This window comes from Caldalkalibacillus uzonensis (assembly GCF_030814135.1).
In the GTDB taxonomy this organism is placed as follows: domain Bacteria; phylum Bacillota; class Bacilli; order Caldalkalibacillales; family Caldalkalibacillaceae; genus Caldalkalibacillus; species Caldalkalibacillus uzonensis.
Genome location: NZ_JAUSUQ010000021.1, coordinates 1 through 20,018 on the forward strand (window position 1 = coordinate 1; position 20,018 = coordinate 20,018).

The following is a 20,018-nucleotide window of genomic DNA, read 5'->3' on the forward strand; positions in this document are numbered from 1 at the left end:
TCCATCACCAAAACGAATCTTTATTCAATTTTCAAGGAACAGTTTTAGGTTTGAAAGACCTTCAAATGAAGGCTAAAACATAATATACAAGGGGGAATATTGACATGTACACATTAAAAGCCAGACATTGGCTCATCCTTTCCCTATGCCTGGTACTGACTCTGGCCCTTGTTGGCTGCAGCACAGGGACAGAAACGTCAGGGGAAGATACACAGTCAGCTGACGCCACAGATGAAACGGCAGCAGAAGGGGAACAACATGAACAGGAGGCTGCAGGAGAGGGCCCATACATAGTGGAACATGCCATGGGCACGACGGAAATTCCGGAGACGCCGGAACGGGTGGTCATTCTCACCAATGAAGGGACTGAAGCCTTGCTGGCCATGGGGGTTAAGCCGGTCGGCGCTGTACAATCCTGGCTGGGTGACCCCTGGTACGATCACATCAGCGATCAAATGGAAGGCGTTGAAGTGGTTGGATTGGAGAGTGAAGTCAACCTGGAGGCCATTGCTGCTTTACAGCCGGACCTGATTATCGGCAACAAGCTGCGTCAGGAAGCCATTTACGACCAATTAAGCAATATTGCACCCACTGTTTTTTCCGAAACATTGAAAGGTGACTGGAAAGAGAACTTTGCTTTTTATGCCAAAGCCCTTAACCGGGAAGAAAAAGGGCAGGAAGTGTTGCAAGCCTTTGATGACCGTGTGGCCGAACTCAGCGAGAAACTTGGCGATGAATTAAACAAGGAAGTGTCCTTGGTCCGCTTTTTGGCCGGCACAGCCCGTATCTACTACAAAGATTCTTTTCCCGGTGTGATTCTGGATCAGCTGGGCTTTAAACGCCCGGAAAATCAGGATAAAGACGAATTTGCTGAAGAAGTCACCAAAGAACGCATCCCTGAAATGGAAGGCGACATTTTGTTCTACTTTACCTATGAAACAGGCGATGGTGAAGCTTCCAGTACGGAAGAAGACTGGACCAGTGATCCATTGTGGCAAAATCTTGAAGTGGTCAAAAGCGGCAATGTCCATAAAGTGGACGATGCCATTTGGAATACAGCTGGCGGTGTCATCGCAGCCAACCTGATGCTGGATGATATTGAAGAGCTGTTCCTGAAATAACCAAGGCGTCAACCCTCCTCTTAATATATACCAACCCCATCCATATAGCGGATGGGGCTTTTTGACATAAAAAACGCTGGTGGTGTCCACCAACGCTATGCTTCTTCTCATATGATGCGTGATGTTATTTTCCGTGACGTTCTCTTAAAACATCCAGCACCCGATCCAGGCCAAGCTGCTGTTCCCTCAAAAGGACCAAAAGATGATAGAGCAAGTCGGCTGCCTCATTGCGCAGCTCTTCCGGATCTCTGTTTTTGGCGGCAATGATCACTTCACTGGCCTCTTCCCCTACTTTTTTCAGGATTTTATCCAGCCCTTTTTCAAACAGGTAGGTCGTGTAGGCCCCTTCCGGTCGCTCCTCATCCCGCTGGGCGATTGTTTCTATCAATTGGGTCAGTATCGTGTAATCCAGCCCTCCCGGCTGATTGGCCGTGTGGGTTTCCATTTCCTGTTGGGAAGATGGTTCCAGCTCAATCCGGTCAAAACAGGAGTAAGTACCCCTGTGACAAGCAGGCCCCAAGGGTTCCACCATGATCAGCAGCGTATCCTGGTCACAGTCATAATACAACTCTTTCACTTTTTGCCGGTGACCTGACGTGGCTCCCTTATGCCATAATTCCTGGCGGGACCGGCTCCAAAACCATGTTTCCCCTGTTTCGATCGTTTTGTGCAGGGATTCCCGGTTCATATAGGCCATCATTAATACCATTTTGCTTTGGACATCCTGAATGATAGCCGGAATCAGTCCTTGTTCATTAAACCGCAGTTCATCTAGGTTAACGGCCATCTCACCTCAACCCCTCTATGCTGTAGTGCTTCTTTTACGGCAGCAACCGTGGTTTCTTTAAAATGAAAAATGGACGCCGCCAGGGCTGCATCTGCCTTTCCTTCACTGAAGACCGGGTAAAAATGCTCCTTGGAACCTGCTCCCCCTGAAGCAATGACTGGAATGCCCACATTTTCGGAGATCTGTTTGGTCAGAGCAATGTTAAATCCAGTTTTTTCACCGTCGGCATCCATGCTGGTCAAAAGAATCTCTCCTGCCCCAAGCTGTTCGGCCTGTTTGGCCCACTCTAGGGCTGTCTTATCTACCCGGTTGCGGCCGCCGTGGGTATACACATACCAATCCCCGGCCTGTTCATCCCACTTGGCATCAATAGCTACGACGATACACTGGGAACCGAAAAAATCAGCCCCGGCCTTGATTAAGGATGGGTCGTTTAGCGCTGCTGTATTAACAGAGACCTTATCTGCCCCTGCCCGGAGAATACGTTTCATATCCTCCAGACTGTTGATCCCTCCCCCCACAGTAAACGGAATGGAGATGGTGGCTGCTGTTTTCTCTACCACATCGACCATGGTTTGGCGGCCCTCATGGGAGGCGGAAATATCCAAAAAAACCAATTCATCGGCCCCTTCTTGATCGTAGAAGCGGGCAAGTTCCACGGGATCTCCCGCGTCACGCAATCCTTGAAACTGCACACCTTTCACTACCCGGCCATCCTTCACATCCAGGCAGGGGATAATCCGTTTGGTTAGCATCTCCCTTCCCCCTTTCCCCTGTAACAGCAAATGTATATAAGCTCACAGCCTTTGTTTTGAATATCAGGCCCCGTTGACAGTGTCCAACGCCTCTTTTAAGGTAAAAATACCCTGGTACAACGCTTTGCCAATGATCGCCCCGGCCACCCCTTGCTCCGCTTGCGCTTGGAGGCGGTGTAAATCATCCAGGCTGCTGATGCCCCCAGAGGCGATCACTTCCACACCGGAGGTCTGGGCCAGACGCACCGTCGCCTCCACATTGGGGCCGCTTAAGGTGCCGTCCTTGCTGATATCGGTAAAAATAAAGGTTTGAGCGCCTCTGTCAACCAGACGCAAAGCCACTTCCTCCACCTTGGTTGTGGACGATTCCAACCAGCCTTCGGTGGCCACATAACCGTTCCGGGCATCCATGCCAATGGCAATATGCTGGCCAAATGCAGCCAGGGCCTCATACACAAACTGGGGATTTTTAATGGCTGAGGTGCCCAGAATCACCCGCTGGATGCCGCCGTTTAAATACATCTCCACCTGGGCCATGGAACGGATCCCCCCGCCCACCTGAATCGGCAAGTCATGGGAGCGGGCGATGTCCAAAATGATATTATGGTTGCACGGCTCACCAGCCTTAGCCCCGTCCAAATCGACCACATGCAGCCACTCTGCGCCCTGTTCCATCCACTTGGCAGCCATCTCCAGGGGAGAGCCATACACCGTTTCCTGGTTATAATCCCCCTTTAACAAGCGCACGCATTGGCCGCCGCGGATATCAATGGCCGGGTATAAGGTAAATGGCTTCATCCTGTCTTCACCTCTGAACACAGCCGGCAGAAGTTATCCAGGAGTTGCATCCCTGTCGGCCCGCTTTTTTCTGGATGAAATTGCATGCCGATCACATTGTCCCTGCCCACAATGGCCGGCACCTGCACATGATAAAAGGCAGAAGCAAGCAGCTCCTCCGGCAGCATATCCGTCACATAATAGGAATGGACAAAATAGGTGTAACCACCCTTGACCCCTTGCAGAACGGGATGATCAGGCTGATGCAGTTCCAAACGGTTCCAGCCCATGTGGGGCACTTTATACCGTTCCCCCTGCTTATTGCGACCTGAAAAACGGCGCACGCGCCCGTTTAAAAGCCCGAGACCTTGGTGAACGCCCCCCTCTTCACTTCGGGCAAACAGAAGCTGCATGCCCAGACAAATTCCCAAGAGAGGCTTTCCTTCCCCTGCCAAGCGGCCGATGACAGCGTCCAGCCCTAACCGCTCCAATTCTTTCATGGCATCGGGAAAAGCCCCCACGCCGGGTAAAATCAGGCCGTCTGCCTGTTCCAAATCTTGCCGGTCACTGGTCACCTTATACGCATAGCCGATCCTTTCCAGCGCCTTGGAAACACTGTGCAAGTTGCCCATCCCATAATCAATAATGGCAATCATCTTACAGCATTCCTTTCGTTGAAGGGATTCCTTTGACCCGCGGGTCCAAGCGGGTCGCTTCGTCCAAAGCCCGCCCCAGTGCCTTGAAAATGGCTTCAATCATATGGTGGGTATTGGAGCCATAGTGCAAGATTACATGCAGATTCATACGCGCCTCCAGGGCCAGTTTCCACAAAAACTCATGGACAAGTTCCGTATCAAACTGGCCGACCTGGGCCTGGGGAAACTGGGCCCGGAATTCCAGATGGGGACGGTTGGAGAGATCAATCGCCACCTCAGCCAGGGATTCATCCATGGGCACCACTGCATGTCCATAGCGTCTGATGCCCTTTTTGTCTCCCAGGGCTTCTTTTAATGCCTGCCCTAAGCAAATACCCACATCTTCCACCGTATGATGGCCGTCAATCTCAATGTCTCCCTTGGCGTTGACATCCAGATCAAACAAGCCGTGCTTGGTGAACAGGTCCAGCATGTGGTCCATAAAGGGAACCCCCGTGTCGACCTTGCTGCTGCCTTCTCCGTCAATGGTAAAGGAAAGGGAAATATCCGTTTCATTGGTGGTGCGCCTAAGTGAGGCTTGACGTTGAGACAGTTCAGACATCTCTTTCTTCCTCTCTTTCCAGACGATAGTCGATAGCTCTGACATGGGCAGCCAATCCCTCGTACTCAGCCAGGCGGATCACATGTTGTCCATCACGCCGGAAGCCTTCAGCACTGTAGTGAATCAGGCTGCTTTTCTTAATAAAGTCATCCACTGAAAGGGGAGAAGAGAAACGGGCGGTGCCATTGGTCGGCAAGACATGATTAGGCCCGGCAAAATAATCCCCCAGCGGTTCAGAACTGTACGCACCCAAAAAGATGGCACCGGCGTGTTTAATCTTGCCCAGTAAGGCATAAGGCTCTTTGACCATCACTTGTAAATGTTCAGGTGCGATGGTGTTGACCACTTCCACCGCTTCTTCCAAATCTCTGGTGAGATAGATGGCCCCCTGCTTTTCCACGGAGGCACGGGCGATGTCCGCTCTGGGCAGGGTGTCCAGCTGCCGGATTACCTCTTTTTGCACCGCCTCGGCCAGGCGGCGGGATGGGGTGACACACACAGCACAGGCCAAGGGATCATGTTCAGCCTGTGACAGCAGGTCAGCAGCCACATGAACAGGGTCCTGCTCTTCATCGGCCAGGACGAGAATGTCACTGGGGCCGGCCAGCATATCGATGCCCGTGATACCGAACACTTCCCGTTTGGCCAAGGCCACATAGATGTTGCCCGGTCCAACGATTTTATCCACAGCAGGTATCGTTTCCGTACCATAAGCCAGGGCAGCAATGGCCTGGGCCCCCCCCACTTTATACACCTTGTCGATCCCCAGCAAACCGGCAGCGACCAACACGCCTGCGGACACCTTTCCTTCAGCGGACGGAGGGGTGGTGATCACAATCTCTTCCACCCCGGCCACCTGAGCCGGAATGACGGTCATCAACACGGAAGAGGGATAGGCGGCCGTTCCCCCTGGAACATACGCACCCACACGGTCCAGGGGACGGATTAATTGCCCCAGAACGGTGCCGTCTTCCTCTGTGATCATCCACGAAGAGCGTTGCTGATGCTCATGAAAACGGCGAATGTTTTCGATAGCCGCCCGTAAGGAATCGATAACTTGTTGATCCACTTCCCGGTAAGCCTGTTCAAATTCCTGGCGGGTCACTTCCAGCTGGGAAAGGCGGGCTCCGTCAAATTTTTCAGTGAGACGAAACAAAGCCTGATCCCCCGCTTCTCTCACCTGCTGGATAATATCCACTACGGCCTGCCGTTGTTCTTCTGTGCCGGTGTCAATGCTGCGGCGCAAATCCTGCTTATCAAAGCGGTCAAGAATTTTCACCGTACTCCCTCTCCCTTCACAACCCGTTCCAAACGCCGAATCAGTTCTTCAATCTGCGTGTTTTTCATCCGGTAGCTGACACGGTTGGCAATCAAACGGGAGGTGATGTCCATCATTTTTTCCAATTCGACCAAGCCGTTTTCTCTGAGCGTCCGGCCTGTGGAGACAATGTCCACAATGCGGTCGGCCAGCCCCACAATCGGGGCCAGTTCAATGGAACCGTTCAATTTAATGATTTCCACTTGCTGTCCTTTTTCCCGGAAATACTGGCTGGCCAGCCGTGGAAATTTGGTGGCCACTTTGGGGTACATGACAGGCTGCCAGTCAGGTAAAGCGGCGATGGCCAGATGGCAATGGCTGATGTTCAAATCAAGCAGTTCATACACATCCCGCTCTTCCTCCAATAACACATCCTTGCCTACAACTCCCACATCAGCTGTCCCGTACTCCACATAGGTGGGCACGTCAGCGGGCTTGGCCAGGATGAAAACCATGTTGGCCTGTGGCGCTTCCACGATCAATTTGCGGGAATCATCAAACTCAGCAGGTAAAGGATAGCCAGCCTGGCGGAACAACTCCACCGCTTCCTCAAAGATGCGTCCCTTAGGCATGGCGATGCGCAGCATATCTCCCGCATCAAAGGCTTGGCTCACCGGGACCACCTCCTTGTTCCAAACGCACCCATTCATCAAAGCGTCCGTTAGCTTCCTTCGGCTCTGCTTCAGCTGTTGGCAAGCGGTGCAAAGTGACATGTTCCCCTTTTTGCCGGCGCTGGCGGGCCATGTCTACCGCCTGTTCCCGCTCCTGGGCTGTATAAGTGATCAGTACCTGCCGGGGCTGTTCAGGAAGAGGCAGCTGGCTGATTTCAATGATCCGGTCCACTTTCAGGGTAAAACCTGTCGCGGGGGCCGGGCGGCCAAATTGACCGACAAGATGATCGTAACGGCCGCCACTGCCCAGTGGAAAACCCAGTCCGCTGGCGTAAATCTCGAAGAAAACACCTGTGTAATAAGCCCTGTGGCTGACAAGGCTCAAATCAAACAGGAGATGGGAGCTGGCGCCGTACAGTTTCAGGCAAGTCCACAACTCTTCCAGATCGCAGAATGCTTGCTGCACCTTTTCTCCGCTGGCCAGCTTTTTGGCTTGCTGCAACTGGGTCATATCCCCACGCCACTCTAGCACTGACAGCAGCAAAGTTTTTTCTCCGTCTGTGAACGGTCCCTTTTCAACAACTGACCGGTAACCCACATAGTCTTTCTGATGCAGGTAGGTACGCAACTCACTTGCTTGGTGCTCATCGGTTACTTCGGCAAACAGGGCGTTTAACAGTCCAACGTGACCAATCGCCAGTTTAAAAGAGGGGATCCTCACCGCTTGCAGCGCCTCACTGGCCAGGGCAATCACTTCCGCATCGGCGTCGGGAGCTTCTTCACCAATCAGCTCGATGCCCACTTCAGGAAATTCAGCATTGCGTCCTGCTTCCTTCTCTTGGGCACGGTAAACAGGACCTTGATAGGACAAACGGATCGGAAAAGGGGCTTCTTTTAAGATGGACGACACTACCCTGGCAATGGGCGCCGTGAAGTCCGGCCTCAACACCAACGTTCTTCCCGAGCGGTCCAGCAGTTTGAACATTTTCTTCTCAATCGTTGGACTGACGCCGCCTACCGTATCAAAATATTCCAGGGTCGGGGTTTCAATTGGCGCGTAGCCCCACCGCTCAAACACATCCTGAATGGTGAAAAGCACATGCTGTTTTTGCTTCACCAGCTCAGGCAAGACATCGCGCATCCCCAACGGTTTTTCGAAAACAAAAGGTTTGGACACCTTGATCACTCCAACTTAACAACTTCGTCTCACGAAACACTTTAACTTGGTAGCAAACTAAAGGATTCGGATATATGTGTTTGAGTCTATCACGCCTTTGCCGCCCGGTCAATAGTTTTTAGTCAGCTGAGTTCTCAATCACTTGCAAGGGATTGCCCCGGGCAAAGGCGCCTGGAGGGACATCTTTATGCACCACACTCCCGGCAGCTACCACTGCACCGTCTCCAATGCTGACCCCGGGCAGAATGGTGGTATTGGCTCCGATCATCACATTGGAACCTATGCGCACCTCTCCTAAGCGATACTCGCTGATCAGATATTCATGGGTCAAAATCGTGGTGTTGTAACCAATAATGGTGTTCTTGCCCACACTGATTTTTTCAGGAAACATGACGTCGACCATCACCATCAGGGCAAAGGCAGTCTCCTCACCCACCTTCATATGCAAAAAGGTGCGGTACAGCCAGTTTTTGACCGGAATAAACGGACAGTAGCGGGCCAGTTGAATCACCACAAAGTTTTTAGCCACTTTCCAAAACGAGACCGTACGATACAACTGCCACAACGAGTTGGCCCCTTTGACAGGATAGCGGTCTGTTCGACGCATGGTCTGTCCCTCCGCCACATGTACTTAGTTTGATTTCACTCCGACAATGTCTAAAAGATCACGCATATCGTTTAACATAAAAGTGGGGGAAAAGGCGCGCAGATGGTCCTCCCCTTTTAACGTCCAGCTCACTCCGGCAGAAGCAATCCCTGCATACTGCGCCGCCTCAATGTCATAGCGGCTGTCCCCAATCATGATCGTTGAACGGGGAGCAGCCCCCAAATCCTTCATCGCTTTGTACACCGGTTCGGGATGGGGTTTGGGATGCTTCACATCTTCAATAGAGACCAGTGTGCCCATATAAGGGGCCAAATCACATAAGTCTAAACCCATCTGGGCCGTGTTACGCTGTTTGGTGGTGACAACCCCCATGGTTATACCCGCCGCAGCCAGCGTTTTGACCACTTCGGGTACATGGGGAAAAGCTGTCACCATCTCATTATGGGTGCGGATGTTATGCTCCCGGTAGATACGCACCATTTCTTCCAGTGGGGTATCAATCTGGTAGTGCCGTTTAAAAAAGGCCATCATATCTACCAGCGGTTTGCCCATATGGGGGACAATCTCTTTCTTTGCAAATGTCCGGTCCGGACAGCAGGAACTTAAAGTATGGACAAATGAGGTCAAGATCAGCTCATTGGTATCAAGCAACGTTCCATCAAGATCAAAAAGCACCGTTTTATACGTCATGTTGCACCTCTTTTTCTGTACGGTATGCCACTTGTTTTTGCCGCTCCAGACGGTTCCAGATATAGGCGATCAGCATCGTCAGCAATATGGCAATCACCAGGCGGATCACCAACAACGGCCACACTGGTATCCCCAGGGGAATAAAGATTAAGGTGTCTTCAATCACGGCGTGACAAGCCACCAAAAAGATAAACAACAAATACATATCTTTCTTGGAAATATTTTCTTCCTTAAACTGCTGAATAATCACTCCGGCCCCAAAGGCCAGACCAAAAACCAGACCGGCCCCCAGTGTGATGGATGTGTTGGGAGACAACCCTAACAGCTTGGTAAAGGGACGCATCCACACATTAAACCGCTCCAGTACATTGATCGCTTTTAACCACTCAATCATGACCATTAACGGAATAACGATAGCAGCCAGCTGCAACACGCCAAGGGCTGCTGTTTGCAACCCGTGCATGATCACTTCTGTCCAACCGCTGATCTCCTTCGTTTGAGGAGGGATAAAACCGTAACGGGCTGGTGCGCTCCCTCCCTGCCATATCCAGTGAATGAGCAGGGCCGAGACAATAGCCAGCCCCAGGCGGACGGCCACCGCCACCGTCATGCTGACACCCACTTTTTTGGCCACTGCCGATTCAATCAACAGATTGTGGGCGAAGGACAGCATTACAGCCAAAATAAATACTTCTTTGACAGTCAAGTCTAAGGTTAAGATGGCGCCAATGCCGGCATACAAATTAAGCAAATTGGCCAGCACAAGCGGTATGGCCGCTTCACCGGGCAGTCCTAGCCAGCCCATTACTGGGGTGCACCAGCGGATCACCCAATCAATGACCGGAGTAAACGACAGAACGGTCACGATCAGCGTGACAGGAAAAATCACTTTGCCCAAAACCCATGTTGTCTCCAGACCAACGCGCAACCCCTGTTTTAGGGTTTGTAACTTGCTCATTTGACCACCTGCATTCTAGGTTAGACATTAGCCGTTATCATTGCTCACTGGCTTCACGATACTTGTTTATCTTTGTTTCCTTTTCTTTTTGCCCTTCTGCTTAGCTCTTTGCTTGGCCTGCATCTTCTGTTGCGGCACCGGGGTCCAGTACGACACATTAGCCCAGCCTGACTGGCGGCGCAAAATCAGAACAGCTATAGCAATCACAATTAAAGTGATGCTCATCACCTGGGCCGCGCGCAAGAATTCAGTCAGCATCAGGCTGTCCGTGCGCAGCCCTTCAATAAAGAAGCGCCCGGTGGAGTACCAAATCAGGTAGCTGAGAAACACTTCGCCCTGGCGAATATTGAGACGGCGAATAATACCAACCAACACAACAAAACCGAGCAGGTTCCAGATCGATTCATACAGAAAGGTAGGGTGATGGTAATAATAGCCGGGCTCCAGGCCCATACCAGGCGCTGGGTTATAAATGTACATCTGGTTAATGATAAACTCGGGTAAAAATAGGCCCTCCAATAACTCCCGGGAGACAACCCCTCCGTGCGCTTCCTGGTTCATAAAGTTGCCCCAGCGTCCGATGGCTTGCCCCAGAATCAATCCCGGTGCGACCATGTCCATTAACTTCCAAAAGGGAATCTGCCTTTTGCTGGAAAACCAAATGACCACGAGCACAGAGGCAATCAAGGCCCCGTGAATGGCCAGTCCGCCCTTCCAAATGGCAATAATGTCTGCCGGATTTTGACGGTAGTAGTCCCACTGGAAAATGACATAGTACAGCCGGGCGCCGATGATGGCTGCGGGAACCCCATACAGCATTAAATCCATAAATGTATCCGGCACTATACCATGCCTTTTTCCTTCGCTGATGGCCCACATCAGACCAAGTAAGGCTCCCACGCCAATAATTAACCCATACCAGTGCACCGTCAGCGGTCCAAGCTGAAAAGCAATGGGATCTAGCGGTTGAATCGCTTCTGCTGCCACATACCCAGTCACGTCTGATTCCACTCCTTTATTTGGGACTTAAGGTTAGCGTCCTTGCTTCCTCTGTATTCTTGCTTCCTATAGATCATCATGTTTGTCATCATGCTCTTCAATAGCAGCTGTTAAACGATGGGCAAAACTCTCAGCGGCATTAATGCCCATGCGCTTCAAACGGAAGTTCATCGCCGCCACCTCCACAATCACAGCCAGGTTCCGCCCGGGCCGCACCGGAATGGTGATTTGCGGAACATAAGTATCGATAATCTTCATTTTCTGCTCATCTAGCCCCAGCCTGTCATAGGCTTTGGTGTTATCCCAGTTTTCCAAACGGCAGACCATGGAGATTTTTTTATAATTGCGAATCGCCCCAGCCCCAAACAAGGTCATCACATTTATGATACCGACGCCGCGGATTTCCAAAAGGTGTCGGATTAGTTCCGGGGCCGTGCCCACTAACTCATTTTCTTCCGGCTGGCGGATCTCCACCACGTCATCGGCTACCAGGCGGTGTCCCCTTTTAACCAGTTCCAGGGCCGTTTCACTTTTGCCAATCCCGCTTTGGCCGGTGATCAGGACACCAACGCCATAAATATCAACCAGCACCCCGTGCATGGCCGTTTGAGGTGCAAGTTCAGCCTCCAAGTAGTGTGTCAGTTTGCTGATCAGTTGCGTGGTGGTCAGCTGGCTGCGCAGTACAGGCATGTTCCGCTCTTTTGAGGCAGCGAGCAGTTCCGGTGGGGCGTCCAACCCCCTGGAGATGCACACACACGGTGTCTTGTCGTGGCAGAGCTTAAGCATGCGCACTTCTTTTTCTTGGGGATGCAACCGTTCAAAAAAAGTCAGTTCAGTTTTACCCAGGATTTGAATGCGATTGGCTGGGTAATAGGTAAAATACCCTGCCATTTCCAATCCGGGGCGTGATAAATCACTGGTGGTGATCAGCCGGTCCAGGTGTTCCCTTCCCGAAAGGACTTCCAACTGGAACTTATCCACAATTTTTTTTACTTTTAATTTTCCCATCCTCCGAACCCCTTTGCGGAAACTTGATTATCATCTTGAAGATCACATGACACCTTTTATTATTTTACCATAATCTTTTTGGCAAGAGAGAAAAGGCTCGGCAGGGGAGACCAAATCAATGGACTTGTCAAATCATATTACCCGGAGAAACAAAACAGCGTGTCACCTGAACGGTCACACGCTATGTGTCAAAAATGCTGCCCCAACGTTTGTCCTGGATGTTATTTCAAACGATTGAGGATCAGGGCATGAATCAAGTAGTTTAAGATGCTGATCAAGATTCCCATGAAGAAGGCAGCCCAAAATCCGCTGATGTCGAATCCATCAACCAGAAAAGAGGTCAATAACAGGGTTAAGGCGTTAATCACCAGCAAAAACAAACCCATGGTTAATATGGTGATTGGCAGTGTCAGAAAAACCAAAATAGGCCTGACCACGGTATTGACCAGGGAAAGAATCAGAGCAGCAAGCAAGGCAACCCCGGCGTCACGGATATAAAAATAGTCTCCGAAATAGCCGGCAATCACCATGAGCACCACCCAAGTGGAAAGCACACTCATGATCCAGCGCATCAACATAAACAAGACACCCACATTTCTTCATTGTTTCATTGGTTAATTGTAACATGATTACTGTTCAGGGGGAATGACAAAAATGGCCAGCACATAGATCAGCACAAACGTACCCATAGAGATAAATAACCCGACGATCATCAACAGCCGGATCATCGTTGGGTCAATATTAAAATATTCACCTAAACCTCCGCATATGCCGGCCAGCATCCGGTTACTGGCTGAACGCTGCAGCCGCTTCATCAGGAATCACCTCCTGTTGTTGACGAATTGTGTCAAATTTGTTGAAGAATCATGTCAGACTGGTGATGAACCATTAAACTCTTTGCCGATATTAGCCGATATAATGGATAGAAACTATTTTAGAGATAAAGGGATGACGACGCAATGGATAAAACATCACTTTTCGGCATTATCATTGGTATTGCTGCTCTCTTGTTAGGCCTGACGGCCAAGGGATCTCCTCTGAGCATTTTGCTTAATCCCGCAGCTATGATCATTATTCTCGTAGGTACCGTCGCTTCTGTTTCCATCGCCTTTCCCTTCAGCGAACTGAAAAAACTTCCGGCACTATTTCGCGTGATCTTCAGTAATCAGAAACTGCCTGACATTCAAGAGCTGATCCCCCAGTTTAAGGACTGGGCCAATATTGCCCGCCGTGAAGGGCTTTTGGCCCTGGAAGATCATGTGGAACAAATTGAGGATCCGTTCTTAAAATATGGCATGAAAATGGTGATTGACGGGCAATCCCCCGAATTTATCCGCCAAATGATGGAAGAAGATCTGGATGCCATGGCTGAGCGCCATGCCGCTGGTGCCCAAATCTTTTCTCAGGCAGGAACGTATGCACCCACGCTGGGGGTCCTTGGAGCTGTGATGGGTTTAATTGCCGCCCTGGGTGATTTAGATGATATAGAACGTTTGGGACCTGCCATTGCCGCAGCCTTTGTAGCCACATTATTAGGTATTTTTACCGGTTATGTGCTATGGCATCCCATGGCCAACAAATTGAAGCTCAAATCTCAGCAGGAAATACAAGTGAAACAGGTGATGATCGAAGGTATTCTGGCCATTCAAGAAGGGGTTTCGCCCCGGGTGATTGAGGATAAGTTGCTCGCTTATGTGCCAACTAAGAAGCGGCAAGTGAATGGCTATACCGTTCAAGAAGGGGAAGAGCTGAATGTCTAGACTTAAAAAACGCAAACATGATGAGCATATTGACGAGACGTGGTTAATCCCCTACGCGGATATGCTCACCTTGCTGTTAGCTCTGTTTATCATCTTATTTGCTTCCAGCACGCTGGATGCCCAAAAATTTGAGCGGATTATTCAGTCCTTTGCTATTGCTTTTCATGGTGGCCAACCAACGGCCATGACTGTAGGCCCCCCTCCTGTGCCGGACGATGTTGACGAGGAGGAAACAGAGGAGACAGTAGAGCCGGCAAAGTTAACTCCGCTTCAACAAGAGATGGAAGACCTGCGCAAGCTGCAGGAACGGATTAATACGTATATCAAGCAAAACAACCTTCAGTTAAGCCTAAAAACAGAGTTGACCGAGGCAGGGTTGATTATCACCATTCTTGACCATGCTCTGTTTGATTCAGGCAGTGCGGTTGTCAAACCGGAGGCAGTCAAGTTGGCCAGGGAAATCTCCAATCTATTGATCTCCGATCCTCCCCGCCATATCGAGATTTCCGGTCACACCGATAATGTGCCCATTCACAACAGCAACTTCCGCTCCAACTGGGACTTGAGTGCCATGCGGGCGATTAATTTTCTGAAAATCATCTTGGAGAATGACAACTTATCCCCTGAGTACTTCAGTGTACGCGGGTATAGCGAGTACAGACCAGTGGCCACAAATGACTCCGCGGCAGGACGCCAGCAAAACAGACGGGTGGAAGTGCTAATTTTGCCCAATTACCAAGCCCAGCAGTGAAAACAGGATACTTTAATCCCTTGCTGAGGATATTTTGTCCCTTTTTGTCATAGATATGGAACAAGCACTAAGCTGCCGACGCAAGCTATGTGCTGGTAAAGATATCTACTCTTGGGAAAGCGGGGACTTTTATGGAGCTGTTGGCACTGCTTCCCTCTCTTATTCTGTTCGGGGGATGCATCTACGTCCTTTATCTGTTGTTGGTGAAGGTGGTGCTGGTACGCCGGATGGATTGCCAGGTTTGCTTATATTCCTTTAAATCTCCTTTAGGCAAAGTGAAGGTGACATGCCCTCACTGCAGCGCCCAATATATTATTCGTAAAGATAAAACTGTGAAGGGCCCTTGACCGAGCCCTTCACTGCATACAATATGGTTATTTATAGAGCTGACTTCCCCTATCCCTAAATTCTTCCGCCTTTTCTTTTAATCCCTTTCGGACCGCCTCATCTATCTCCAAACCTTTTGTCCGGGAATACTCGCGCAGATCATGAGTGATTTTCATACTGCAAAACTTGGGTCCGCACATGGAACAAAAGTGAGCTGTCTTTGCCCCTTCAGCGGGGAGGGTTTCGTCATGATAGGCCCTGGCCCGTTCCGGATCAAGTGACAAGTTAAACTGATCCTTCCACCGAAATTCAAAACGTGCCTTTGACAGTGCGTCATCTCTTTTTTGGGCATTGGGATGGCCTTTGGCCAAGTCAGCTGCATGAGCGGCAATTTTATAAGCGATGACACCTTCACGTACATCATCCTTGTTAGGCAAACCAAGGTGCTCCTTAGGAGTGACATAACACAGCATTGCAGTTCCGTGCCATCCGATAACTGCTGCACCAATAGCAGATGTGATATGATCGTAGCCGGGAGCAATGTCCGTTGTCAGAGGACCTAATGTATAGAATGGCGCTTCTTGGCATATGTCCATTTGTTTATCCACATTTTCTTTAAGCAAATGCAGGGGCACATGTCCCGGACCTTCTACCATAACCTGAACATCATATTCCCAAGCCATTTTTGTTAACTCACCCAGTGTTTCCAATTCTGCGAACTGGGCTTCATCGTTGGCGTCGGCAATAGATCCTGGCCGCAGTCCATCACCTAAAGAAACGGCAATATCATACTGATTCAGGATCTGACAGATCTCTGCAAAATGGGTATACAAGAAATTTTCTTCATGATGGGCTAAACACCATGCTGCCATAATGGAACCTCCCCGGGAAACGATGCCTGTCACCCTGCCTGCAGTCAGTGGAATATATCTTAACAGTACGCCGGCATGAATCGTAAAATAATCTACTCCTTGTTCAGCCTGTTCAATCAGCGTGTCCCGGTATATCTCCCATGTTAATGCTTCGGGTTTGCCGTTTACTTTCTCAAGGGCTTGATAGATCGGTACCGTACCAACAGGAACAGGCGAATTGCGGATAATCCACTCCCGGGTCGTGTGAATGTCTTGGCCGGAAGACAAATCCATGATCGTATCTGCTCCCCAACGAATAGCCCAAGTCATTTTTTCGACCTCTTCGGCAATAGATGAGCTGACGGCCGAGTTGCCAATATTGGCATTCACTTTAACATGAAAATGACGTCCAATGATCATAGGTTCACTTTCAGGATGATTAATGTTGACTGGAATAATCGCCCGGCCCCGGGCAACTTCATCCCGGACAAATTCTGGAGAAACCCCTTCACGCAAGGCCACAAACTCCATTTCTGGCGTAATGATTCCCTGCCGGGCATAATAGCGTTGTGTCACGATTTTGCCCTTCTTTGCCCGCAGCGGCTTTCTGGCCAAACCTTGAAGCTGATCACTGGCCTGCTTATGATCAACCGAACGATAGCCATTATCTTCGGGCTTTACTTTCCTGCCTTCATATTCTTCAACATCCCCTCTCTCCAAAATCCAATTTCTCCGTAGTGGAGGGAGCCCTTTACTGAGATCCACTTGCTGTTCTGGATCCGTATAGGGCCCGCTTGTATCATACACTCTGACAGAAGGATTTTTTTCTTCCCCCTCTGGCTTGATTGTCGGTGTTTGTTCAATTTCTCGCATAGGAACCTTAATGTCTGGTCTGGAGCCTTGTACATACACTTTACGACTGCCCGGAAATGATGGAATCGAAATACGTGGTTGAACATCTTTTACCATAATAAAAGCCTCCTTTTTAATTGTGGTGAAGGAGGACATGATCCGGGTCATTCAAGCTGACGGGCAGCACATCAGTATATGCTGGTCATCGTTTAAAACACTTTGCAGCAAGCTAAAAAGCCAGGTCCTGAATATGGACCCGGCTTGTGTTCATTCGGTCGCGCTGCCACAACCTCTCAGCACACTGAAACGTGCTGCATCCGCTGCTTACTTCCCCACGCTGGCATTACCCAGATCAGGTCCAAAGGGTTAAGGAACTTCATCGCGTTCCTTTCTCAGCCCGGCTCACAGGCACCCCTAGTAACAATATTATTAATTTTACACAAATGAGTATATCGCAAAAAGTTTGGTAATTCAACCCTATTAATAAAATCCGTGTGACCACCAATCAGTGTCACACGGATAAACGGTCGTACCCGATTTTATTATCATGTTTTCACTGTCTCTTTTTTGTTCATCCGCTGCCGGTCCCGCTCCAGAATGGGCCCTAGATAGCGACCCGTATAAGAGCGTTGGACACGGCTAATCTCTTCCGGCGTGCCGGTGGCCACAATCTCTCCCCCCCGGTCGCCTCCTTCAGGTCCCAGGTCAATGATATAATCGGCCACCTTAATGACATCCAGATGATGCTCAATTACCAGTACCGTATCTCCATTGTCTACCAGGCGCTGCAATACCTCAAGTAAGCGGCGGATATCTTCGATGTGCAACCCGGTAGTGGGCTCATCCAAGATGTACAAGGTACGCCCCGTGCTGCGGCGGTGCAATTCGGAAGCCAGCTTCACCCGCTGCGCCTCTCCCCCGGACAATGTGGTGGCTGGCTGGCCCAGGCGCATATAACCCAGGCCGACATCCTGCAAGGTTTGCAGCTTGCGCTTGATACGTGGAATGTTTTGGAAAAACTCCAGCGCTTCCTCCACTGTCATATCTAGCACATCAGCAATGGTTTTACCTTTGTAAGTGACCTCCAGTGTTTCCCGGTTGTAACGCTTGCCCTTGCACACCTCACAAGGCACATACACATCGGGCAAAAAGTGCATCTCAATCTTAATGATCCCGTCTCCCCGGCACGCTTCACAGCGCCCTCCCTTGACGTTAAAGCTGAAGCGTCCTTTTTTGTATCCCCTCATTTTCGCTTCATTGGTTTGGGCAAACACCTCTCGGATATCATCAAACACGCCTGTATAGGTGGCTGGATTGGAACGGGGCGTGCGCCCGATCGGCGACTGGTCAATATTGACCACTTTGTCCAGATGTTCTGTGCCTTTAATCCCCTGATGCTCACCAGGCTTTACTTTGGAGCGGTAATATTCCCGCATCAAGGCTTTAAGCAGTATTTCGTTGACCAGTGTGCTTTTGCCAGAGCCAGAGACGCCGGTTACACAACTGAGCACCCCCAGAGGCACCTTGACGTTAACATTTTTAAGATTGTTTTCCCTGGCCCCATGAATCTCCAGCCATTTGCCGTTGGGCTGGCGCCGTTCTGCCGGAAGGGGGATAAATTTTTTGCCGCTTAAATACTGGCCGGTCAAGGAGTTGGGATTGTTCATCACCTCTTCCGGTGTCCCTTGGGCCACCACCCGTCCGCCGTGGGCACCGGCTCCCGGCCCGATATCGATCAAATGGTCGGCGGCCAGCATGGTATCCTCATCATGCTCCACCACCAGCAAGGTGTTACCCAAATCACGCATCTGTTCCAGCGTGCGGATTAAGCGGTCATTGTCCCGCTGGTGCAAGCCGATGGAAGGTTCATCAAGCACATAGAGAACCCCCATTAATTTAGAGCCGATCTGGGTGGCCAGACGAATGCGCTGGGCTTCGCCCCCGCTTAAGGTGCCGGCCGAACGGTTCAGGGTCAGATAGTCCAGGCCGACATCCACCAGGAAGCCAAGACGCTCCTCTATCTCGCGCAAGATGAGCTGAGCGATATGTTGCTCCTTCTCCGTCAAGGTTAGAGAAGCGAAAAACTGCTTCGCTTCGGCCACGGACAGGCGGGTCACATAATCAATATTTTTGCCGCCCACGGTGACGGCCAATGCTTCGGGGCGCAGCCTGGCCCCTTTACAGTTTGGACAAGCCTTGTTGCTCATGTACGCTTCAAGCTGTTCACGAATATAGTCCGAACCTGTTTCCTTATAGCGCCGCTCCACCTGATGGACCACCCCTTCAAAGGGGACGTGCTGCTCACGGACCTGGCCAAACTCATTTTCATAGCGGAAATAGAAGCGCTCCCCATTACTGCCATACAACAGAAGTTCTTGTTGATTCTGTGGCAGATCTTTAAAGGGAACGTCACGGTCTATGCCAAAATGGTCACACACAGAAGCCAGCAATTGTTCGTAATAGGGCGAGCTTGACCCTTCCCAAGGAGCAATGGCACCCTCGTTAATGGACAGGCTCGGGTCAGGGATGACCAGATCCGGGTCCACTTCCAAACGGCTGCCCAGTCCGTCACAGTGGGGGCAAGCCCCATACGGACTGTTAAATGAAAACAGGCGGGGAGCCAATTCCTCCATGCTGAAACCGCACTCCGGACAAGCCAGGTTGGAGCTGAACAGCAATTCTTCCTCACCGATCACATCGATCAGCACTTTACCCTCGGCAATGTCCAGGGCTGTTTCAATGGAGTCGGCCAAGCGGGAGGCGATCCCTTCTTTGACAATGATGCGGTCTACCACCACTTCAATGGTATGCTTCTTATTTTTCTCCAGCTTGATCTCCTCAGCCAGATCACGCACCTCACCATTAACCCTGACCCGCACAAAACCCTGTTTGGCAATCTGCTCCAACAATTTGGCGTGCTCACCCTTACGCCCGCGAACCACAGGAGCCAGAATTTGCAGCTTGGTCCGTTCAGGATACTCCAAAATGCGGTCCACTATCTGCTCTACTGTTTGTGAGGTGATCGGGATGCCGTGCGTGGGACAATGGGGCCGACCGATGCGGGCAAACAGCAGACGGAGGTAGTCATAGATCTCGGTGACCGTACCTACAGTGGACCGGGGGTTACGGCTGGTCGTCTTCTGATCAATGGAAATGGCCGGGGACAAACCTTCGATGGCATCCACATCCGGCTTATCCATTTGTCCCAAAAATTGGCGGGCATAGGCGGACAGGGATTCCACGTAGCGCCGCTGCCCCTCGGCGTAAATGGTATCAAAAGCCAGTGACGATTTGCCTGAGCCGGACAACCCCGTCAAAACCACGAACTGGTTGCGGGGGATCGTCACATCAATGTTTTTCAAGTTATGCACCCTGGCTCCTTTGACATAAATGGATCGGTTACTCATCTTCA

Annotated in this window: 21 protein-coding genes and 1 riboswitch; of the genes, 4 read left to right on the plus strand and 17 right to left on the minus strand. The window is 50.6% G+C overall.

From position 1 onward, the window contains the following. Positions 1-104: 104 nt before the first annotated feature. Positions 105-1,121, plus strand: a complete 1,017-nt coding sequence (locus tag J2S00_RS18080) for an ABC transporter substrate-binding protein (RefSeq protein WP_307343191.1) — start codon at positions 105-107, stop codon at positions 1,119-1,121. Positions 1,122-1,245: 124 nt separating this feature from the next. On the opposite strand, the gene hisIE is transcribed toward J2S00_RS18080, so the two are convergent. From hisIE to J2S00_RS18155, 15 genes are all read right to left on the minus strand, one after another. Further along, entirely contained in the window at positions 1,246-1,908 is a 663-nt protein-coding gene (gene hisIE, locus J2S00_RS18085; protein ID WP_307343194.1) for a bifunctional phosphoribosyl-AMP cyclohydrolase/phosphoribosyl-ATP diphosphatase HisIE, read from the minus strand. Continuing rightward, complete coding sequence (gene hisF, locus J2S00_RS18090) at positions 1,893-2,663, minus strand: imidazole glycerol phosphate synthase subunit HisF (protein WP_307343197.1); 771 nt, start codon at positions 2,661-2,663, stop codon at positions 1,893-1,895. The genes hisIE and hisF overlap by 16 nt, the downstream gene beginning before the upstream one ends. Before the next feature lie 63 nt (positions 2,664-2,726). After that, complete coding sequence (gene hisA / locus J2S00_RS18095; RefSeq protein WP_307343200.1) at positions 2,727-3,461, minus strand: 1-(5-phosphoribosyl)-5-[(5-phosphoribosylamino)methylideneamino]imidazole-4-carboxamide isomerase; 735 nt, start codon at positions 3,459-3,461, stop codon at positions 2,727-2,729. Next, positions 3,458-4,096: an imidazole glycerol phosphate synthase subunit HisH gene (gene hisH, locus J2S00_RS18100; protein ID WP_307343203.1), complete on the minus strand. Its 639-nt coding sequence runs from the start codon at positions 4,094-4,096 to the stop codon at positions 3,458-3,460. The genes hisA and hisH overlap by 4 nt, the downstream gene beginning before the upstream one ends. Position 4,097: 1 nt before the next feature. Continuing rightward, positions 4,098-4,697, minus strand: coding sequence for an imidazoleglycerol-phosphate dehydratase HisB (hisB, locus tag J2S00_RS18105; RefSeq protein ID WP_307343206.1), 600 nt, complete (start codon positions 4,695-4,697; stop codon positions 4,098-4,100). Further along, entirely contained in the window at positions 4,690-5,976 is a 1,287-nt protein-coding gene (gene hisD, locus J2S00_RS18110; RefSeq protein ID WP_307343209.1) for a histidinol dehydrogenase, read from the minus strand. Before hisD ends, hisB begins: the two co-directional genes overlap by 8 nt. Further along, complete coding sequence (gene hisG, locus J2S00_RS18115) at positions 5,973-6,602, minus strand: ATP phosphoribosyltransferase (protein ID WP_307343269.1); 630 nt, start codon at positions 6,600-6,602, stop codon at positions 5,973-5,975. Before hisG ends, hisD begins: the two co-directional genes overlap by 4 nt. A 10-nt stretch (positions 6,603-6,612) precedes the next feature. Next, the gene (locus tag J2S00_RS18120; protein WP_307343213.1) at positions 6,613-7,803 is read right to left on the minus strand and encodes an ATP phosphoribosyltransferase regulatory subunit; all 1,191 of its coding nucleotides are present in this window, start codon (positions 7,801-7,803) and stop codon (positions 6,613-6,615) included. 118 nt (positions 7,804-7,921) lie between these two features. Beyond that, complete coding sequence (locus tag J2S00_RS18125; RefSeq protein WP_307343216.1) at positions 7,922-8,410, minus strand: acyltransferase; 489 nt, start codon at positions 8,408-8,410, stop codon at positions 7,922-7,924. Positions 8,411-8,434: 24 nt separating this feature from the next. Then, positions 8,435-9,100 (minus strand): pyrophosphatase PpaX, encoded by a 666-nt coding sequence (ppaX, locus tag J2S00_RS18130; RefSeq protein WP_307343219.1) that lies wholly within the window; start codon positions 9,098-9,100, stop codon positions 8,435-8,437. Then, positions 9,090-10,058, minus strand: a complete 969-nt coding sequence (locus J2S00_RS18135; protein WP_307343222.1) for a nucleoside recognition domain-containing protein — start codon at positions 10,056-10,058, stop codon at positions 9,090-9,092. Before J2S00_RS18135 ends, ppaX begins: the two co-directional genes overlap by 11 nt. 66 nt (positions 10,059-10,124) lie before the next feature. Continuing rightward, positions 10,125-11,057 (minus strand): prolipoprotein diacylglyceryl transferase, encoded by a 933-nt coding sequence (gene lgt / locus J2S00_RS18140; RefSeq protein WP_307343224.1) that lies wholly within the window; start codon positions 11,055-11,057, stop codon positions 10,125-10,127. Positions 11,058-11,123: 66 nt separating this feature from the next. Then, positions 11,124-12,065 carry an HPr(Ser) kinase/phosphatase gene (gene hprK, locus J2S00_RS18145; protein WP_307343227.1) on the minus strand — a complete coding sequence of 314 codons (942 nt, stop codon included), beginning with the start codon at positions 12,063-12,065 and terminating at the stop codon, positions 11,124-11,126. Between the two features lie 221 nt (positions 12,066-12,286). Then, on the minus strand, positions 12,287-12,637 hold the full coding sequence (locus J2S00_RS18150; protein ID WP_307343230.1) for a phage holin family protein: 351 nt from the start codon (positions 12,635-12,637) through the stop codon (positions 12,287-12,289). A gap of 57 nt (positions 12,638-12,694) precedes the next feature. Further along, on the minus strand, positions 12,695-12,880 hold the full coding sequence (locus tag J2S00_RS18155; RefSeq protein WP_307343232.1) for a PspC domain-containing protein: 186 nt from the start codon (positions 12,878-12,880) through the stop codon (positions 12,695-12,697). Positions 12,881-13,024: 144 nt separating this feature from the next. On the opposite strand from J2S00_RS18155, the gene motA reads away from it, so the two are divergent. From motA to J2S00_RS18170, 3 genes are all read left to right on the plus strand, one after another. After that, positions 13,025-13,825 carry a flagellar motor stator protein MotA gene (gene motA / locus J2S00_RS18160; RefSeq protein WP_307343235.1) on the plus strand — a complete coding sequence of 267 codons (801 nt, stop codon included), beginning with the start codon at positions 13,025-13,027 and terminating at the stop codon, positions 13,823-13,825. Continuing rightward, complete coding sequence (gene motB / locus J2S00_RS18165) at positions 13,818-14,576, plus strand: flagellar motor protein MotB (protein WP_307343238.1); 759 nt, start codon at positions 13,818-13,820, stop codon at positions 14,574-14,576. Before motA ends, motB begins: the two co-directional genes overlap by 8 nt. A 131-nt stretch (positions 14,577-14,707) precedes the next feature. Beyond that, the gene (locus tag J2S00_RS18170; protein WP_307343241.1) at positions 14,708-14,923 is read left to right on the plus strand and encodes a hypothetical protein; all 216 of its coding nucleotides are present in this window, start codon (positions 14,708-14,710) and stop codon (positions 14,921-14,923) included. A 27-nt stretch (positions 14,924-14,950) separates the two neighbouring features. On the opposite strand, the gene thiC is transcribed toward J2S00_RS18170, so the two are convergent. Next, complete coding sequence (gene thiC / locus J2S00_RS18175) at positions 14,951-16,723, minus strand: phosphomethylpyrimidine synthase ThiC (protein WP_307343244.1); 1,773 nt, start codon at positions 16,721-16,723, stop codon at positions 14,951-14,953. A gap of 195 nt (positions 16,724-16,918) precedes the next feature. Further along, positions 16,919-17,032, minus strand: a riboswitch (TPP riboswitch). A gap of 119 nt (positions 17,033-17,151) precedes the next feature. Then, complete coding sequence (gene uvrA / locus J2S00_RS18180; RefSeq protein ID WP_307343247.1) at positions 17,152-20,013, minus strand: excinuclease ABC subunit UvrA; 2,862 nt, start codon at positions 20,011-20,013, stop codon at positions 17,152-17,154. Positions 20,014-20,018: the final 5 nt, after the last annotated feature.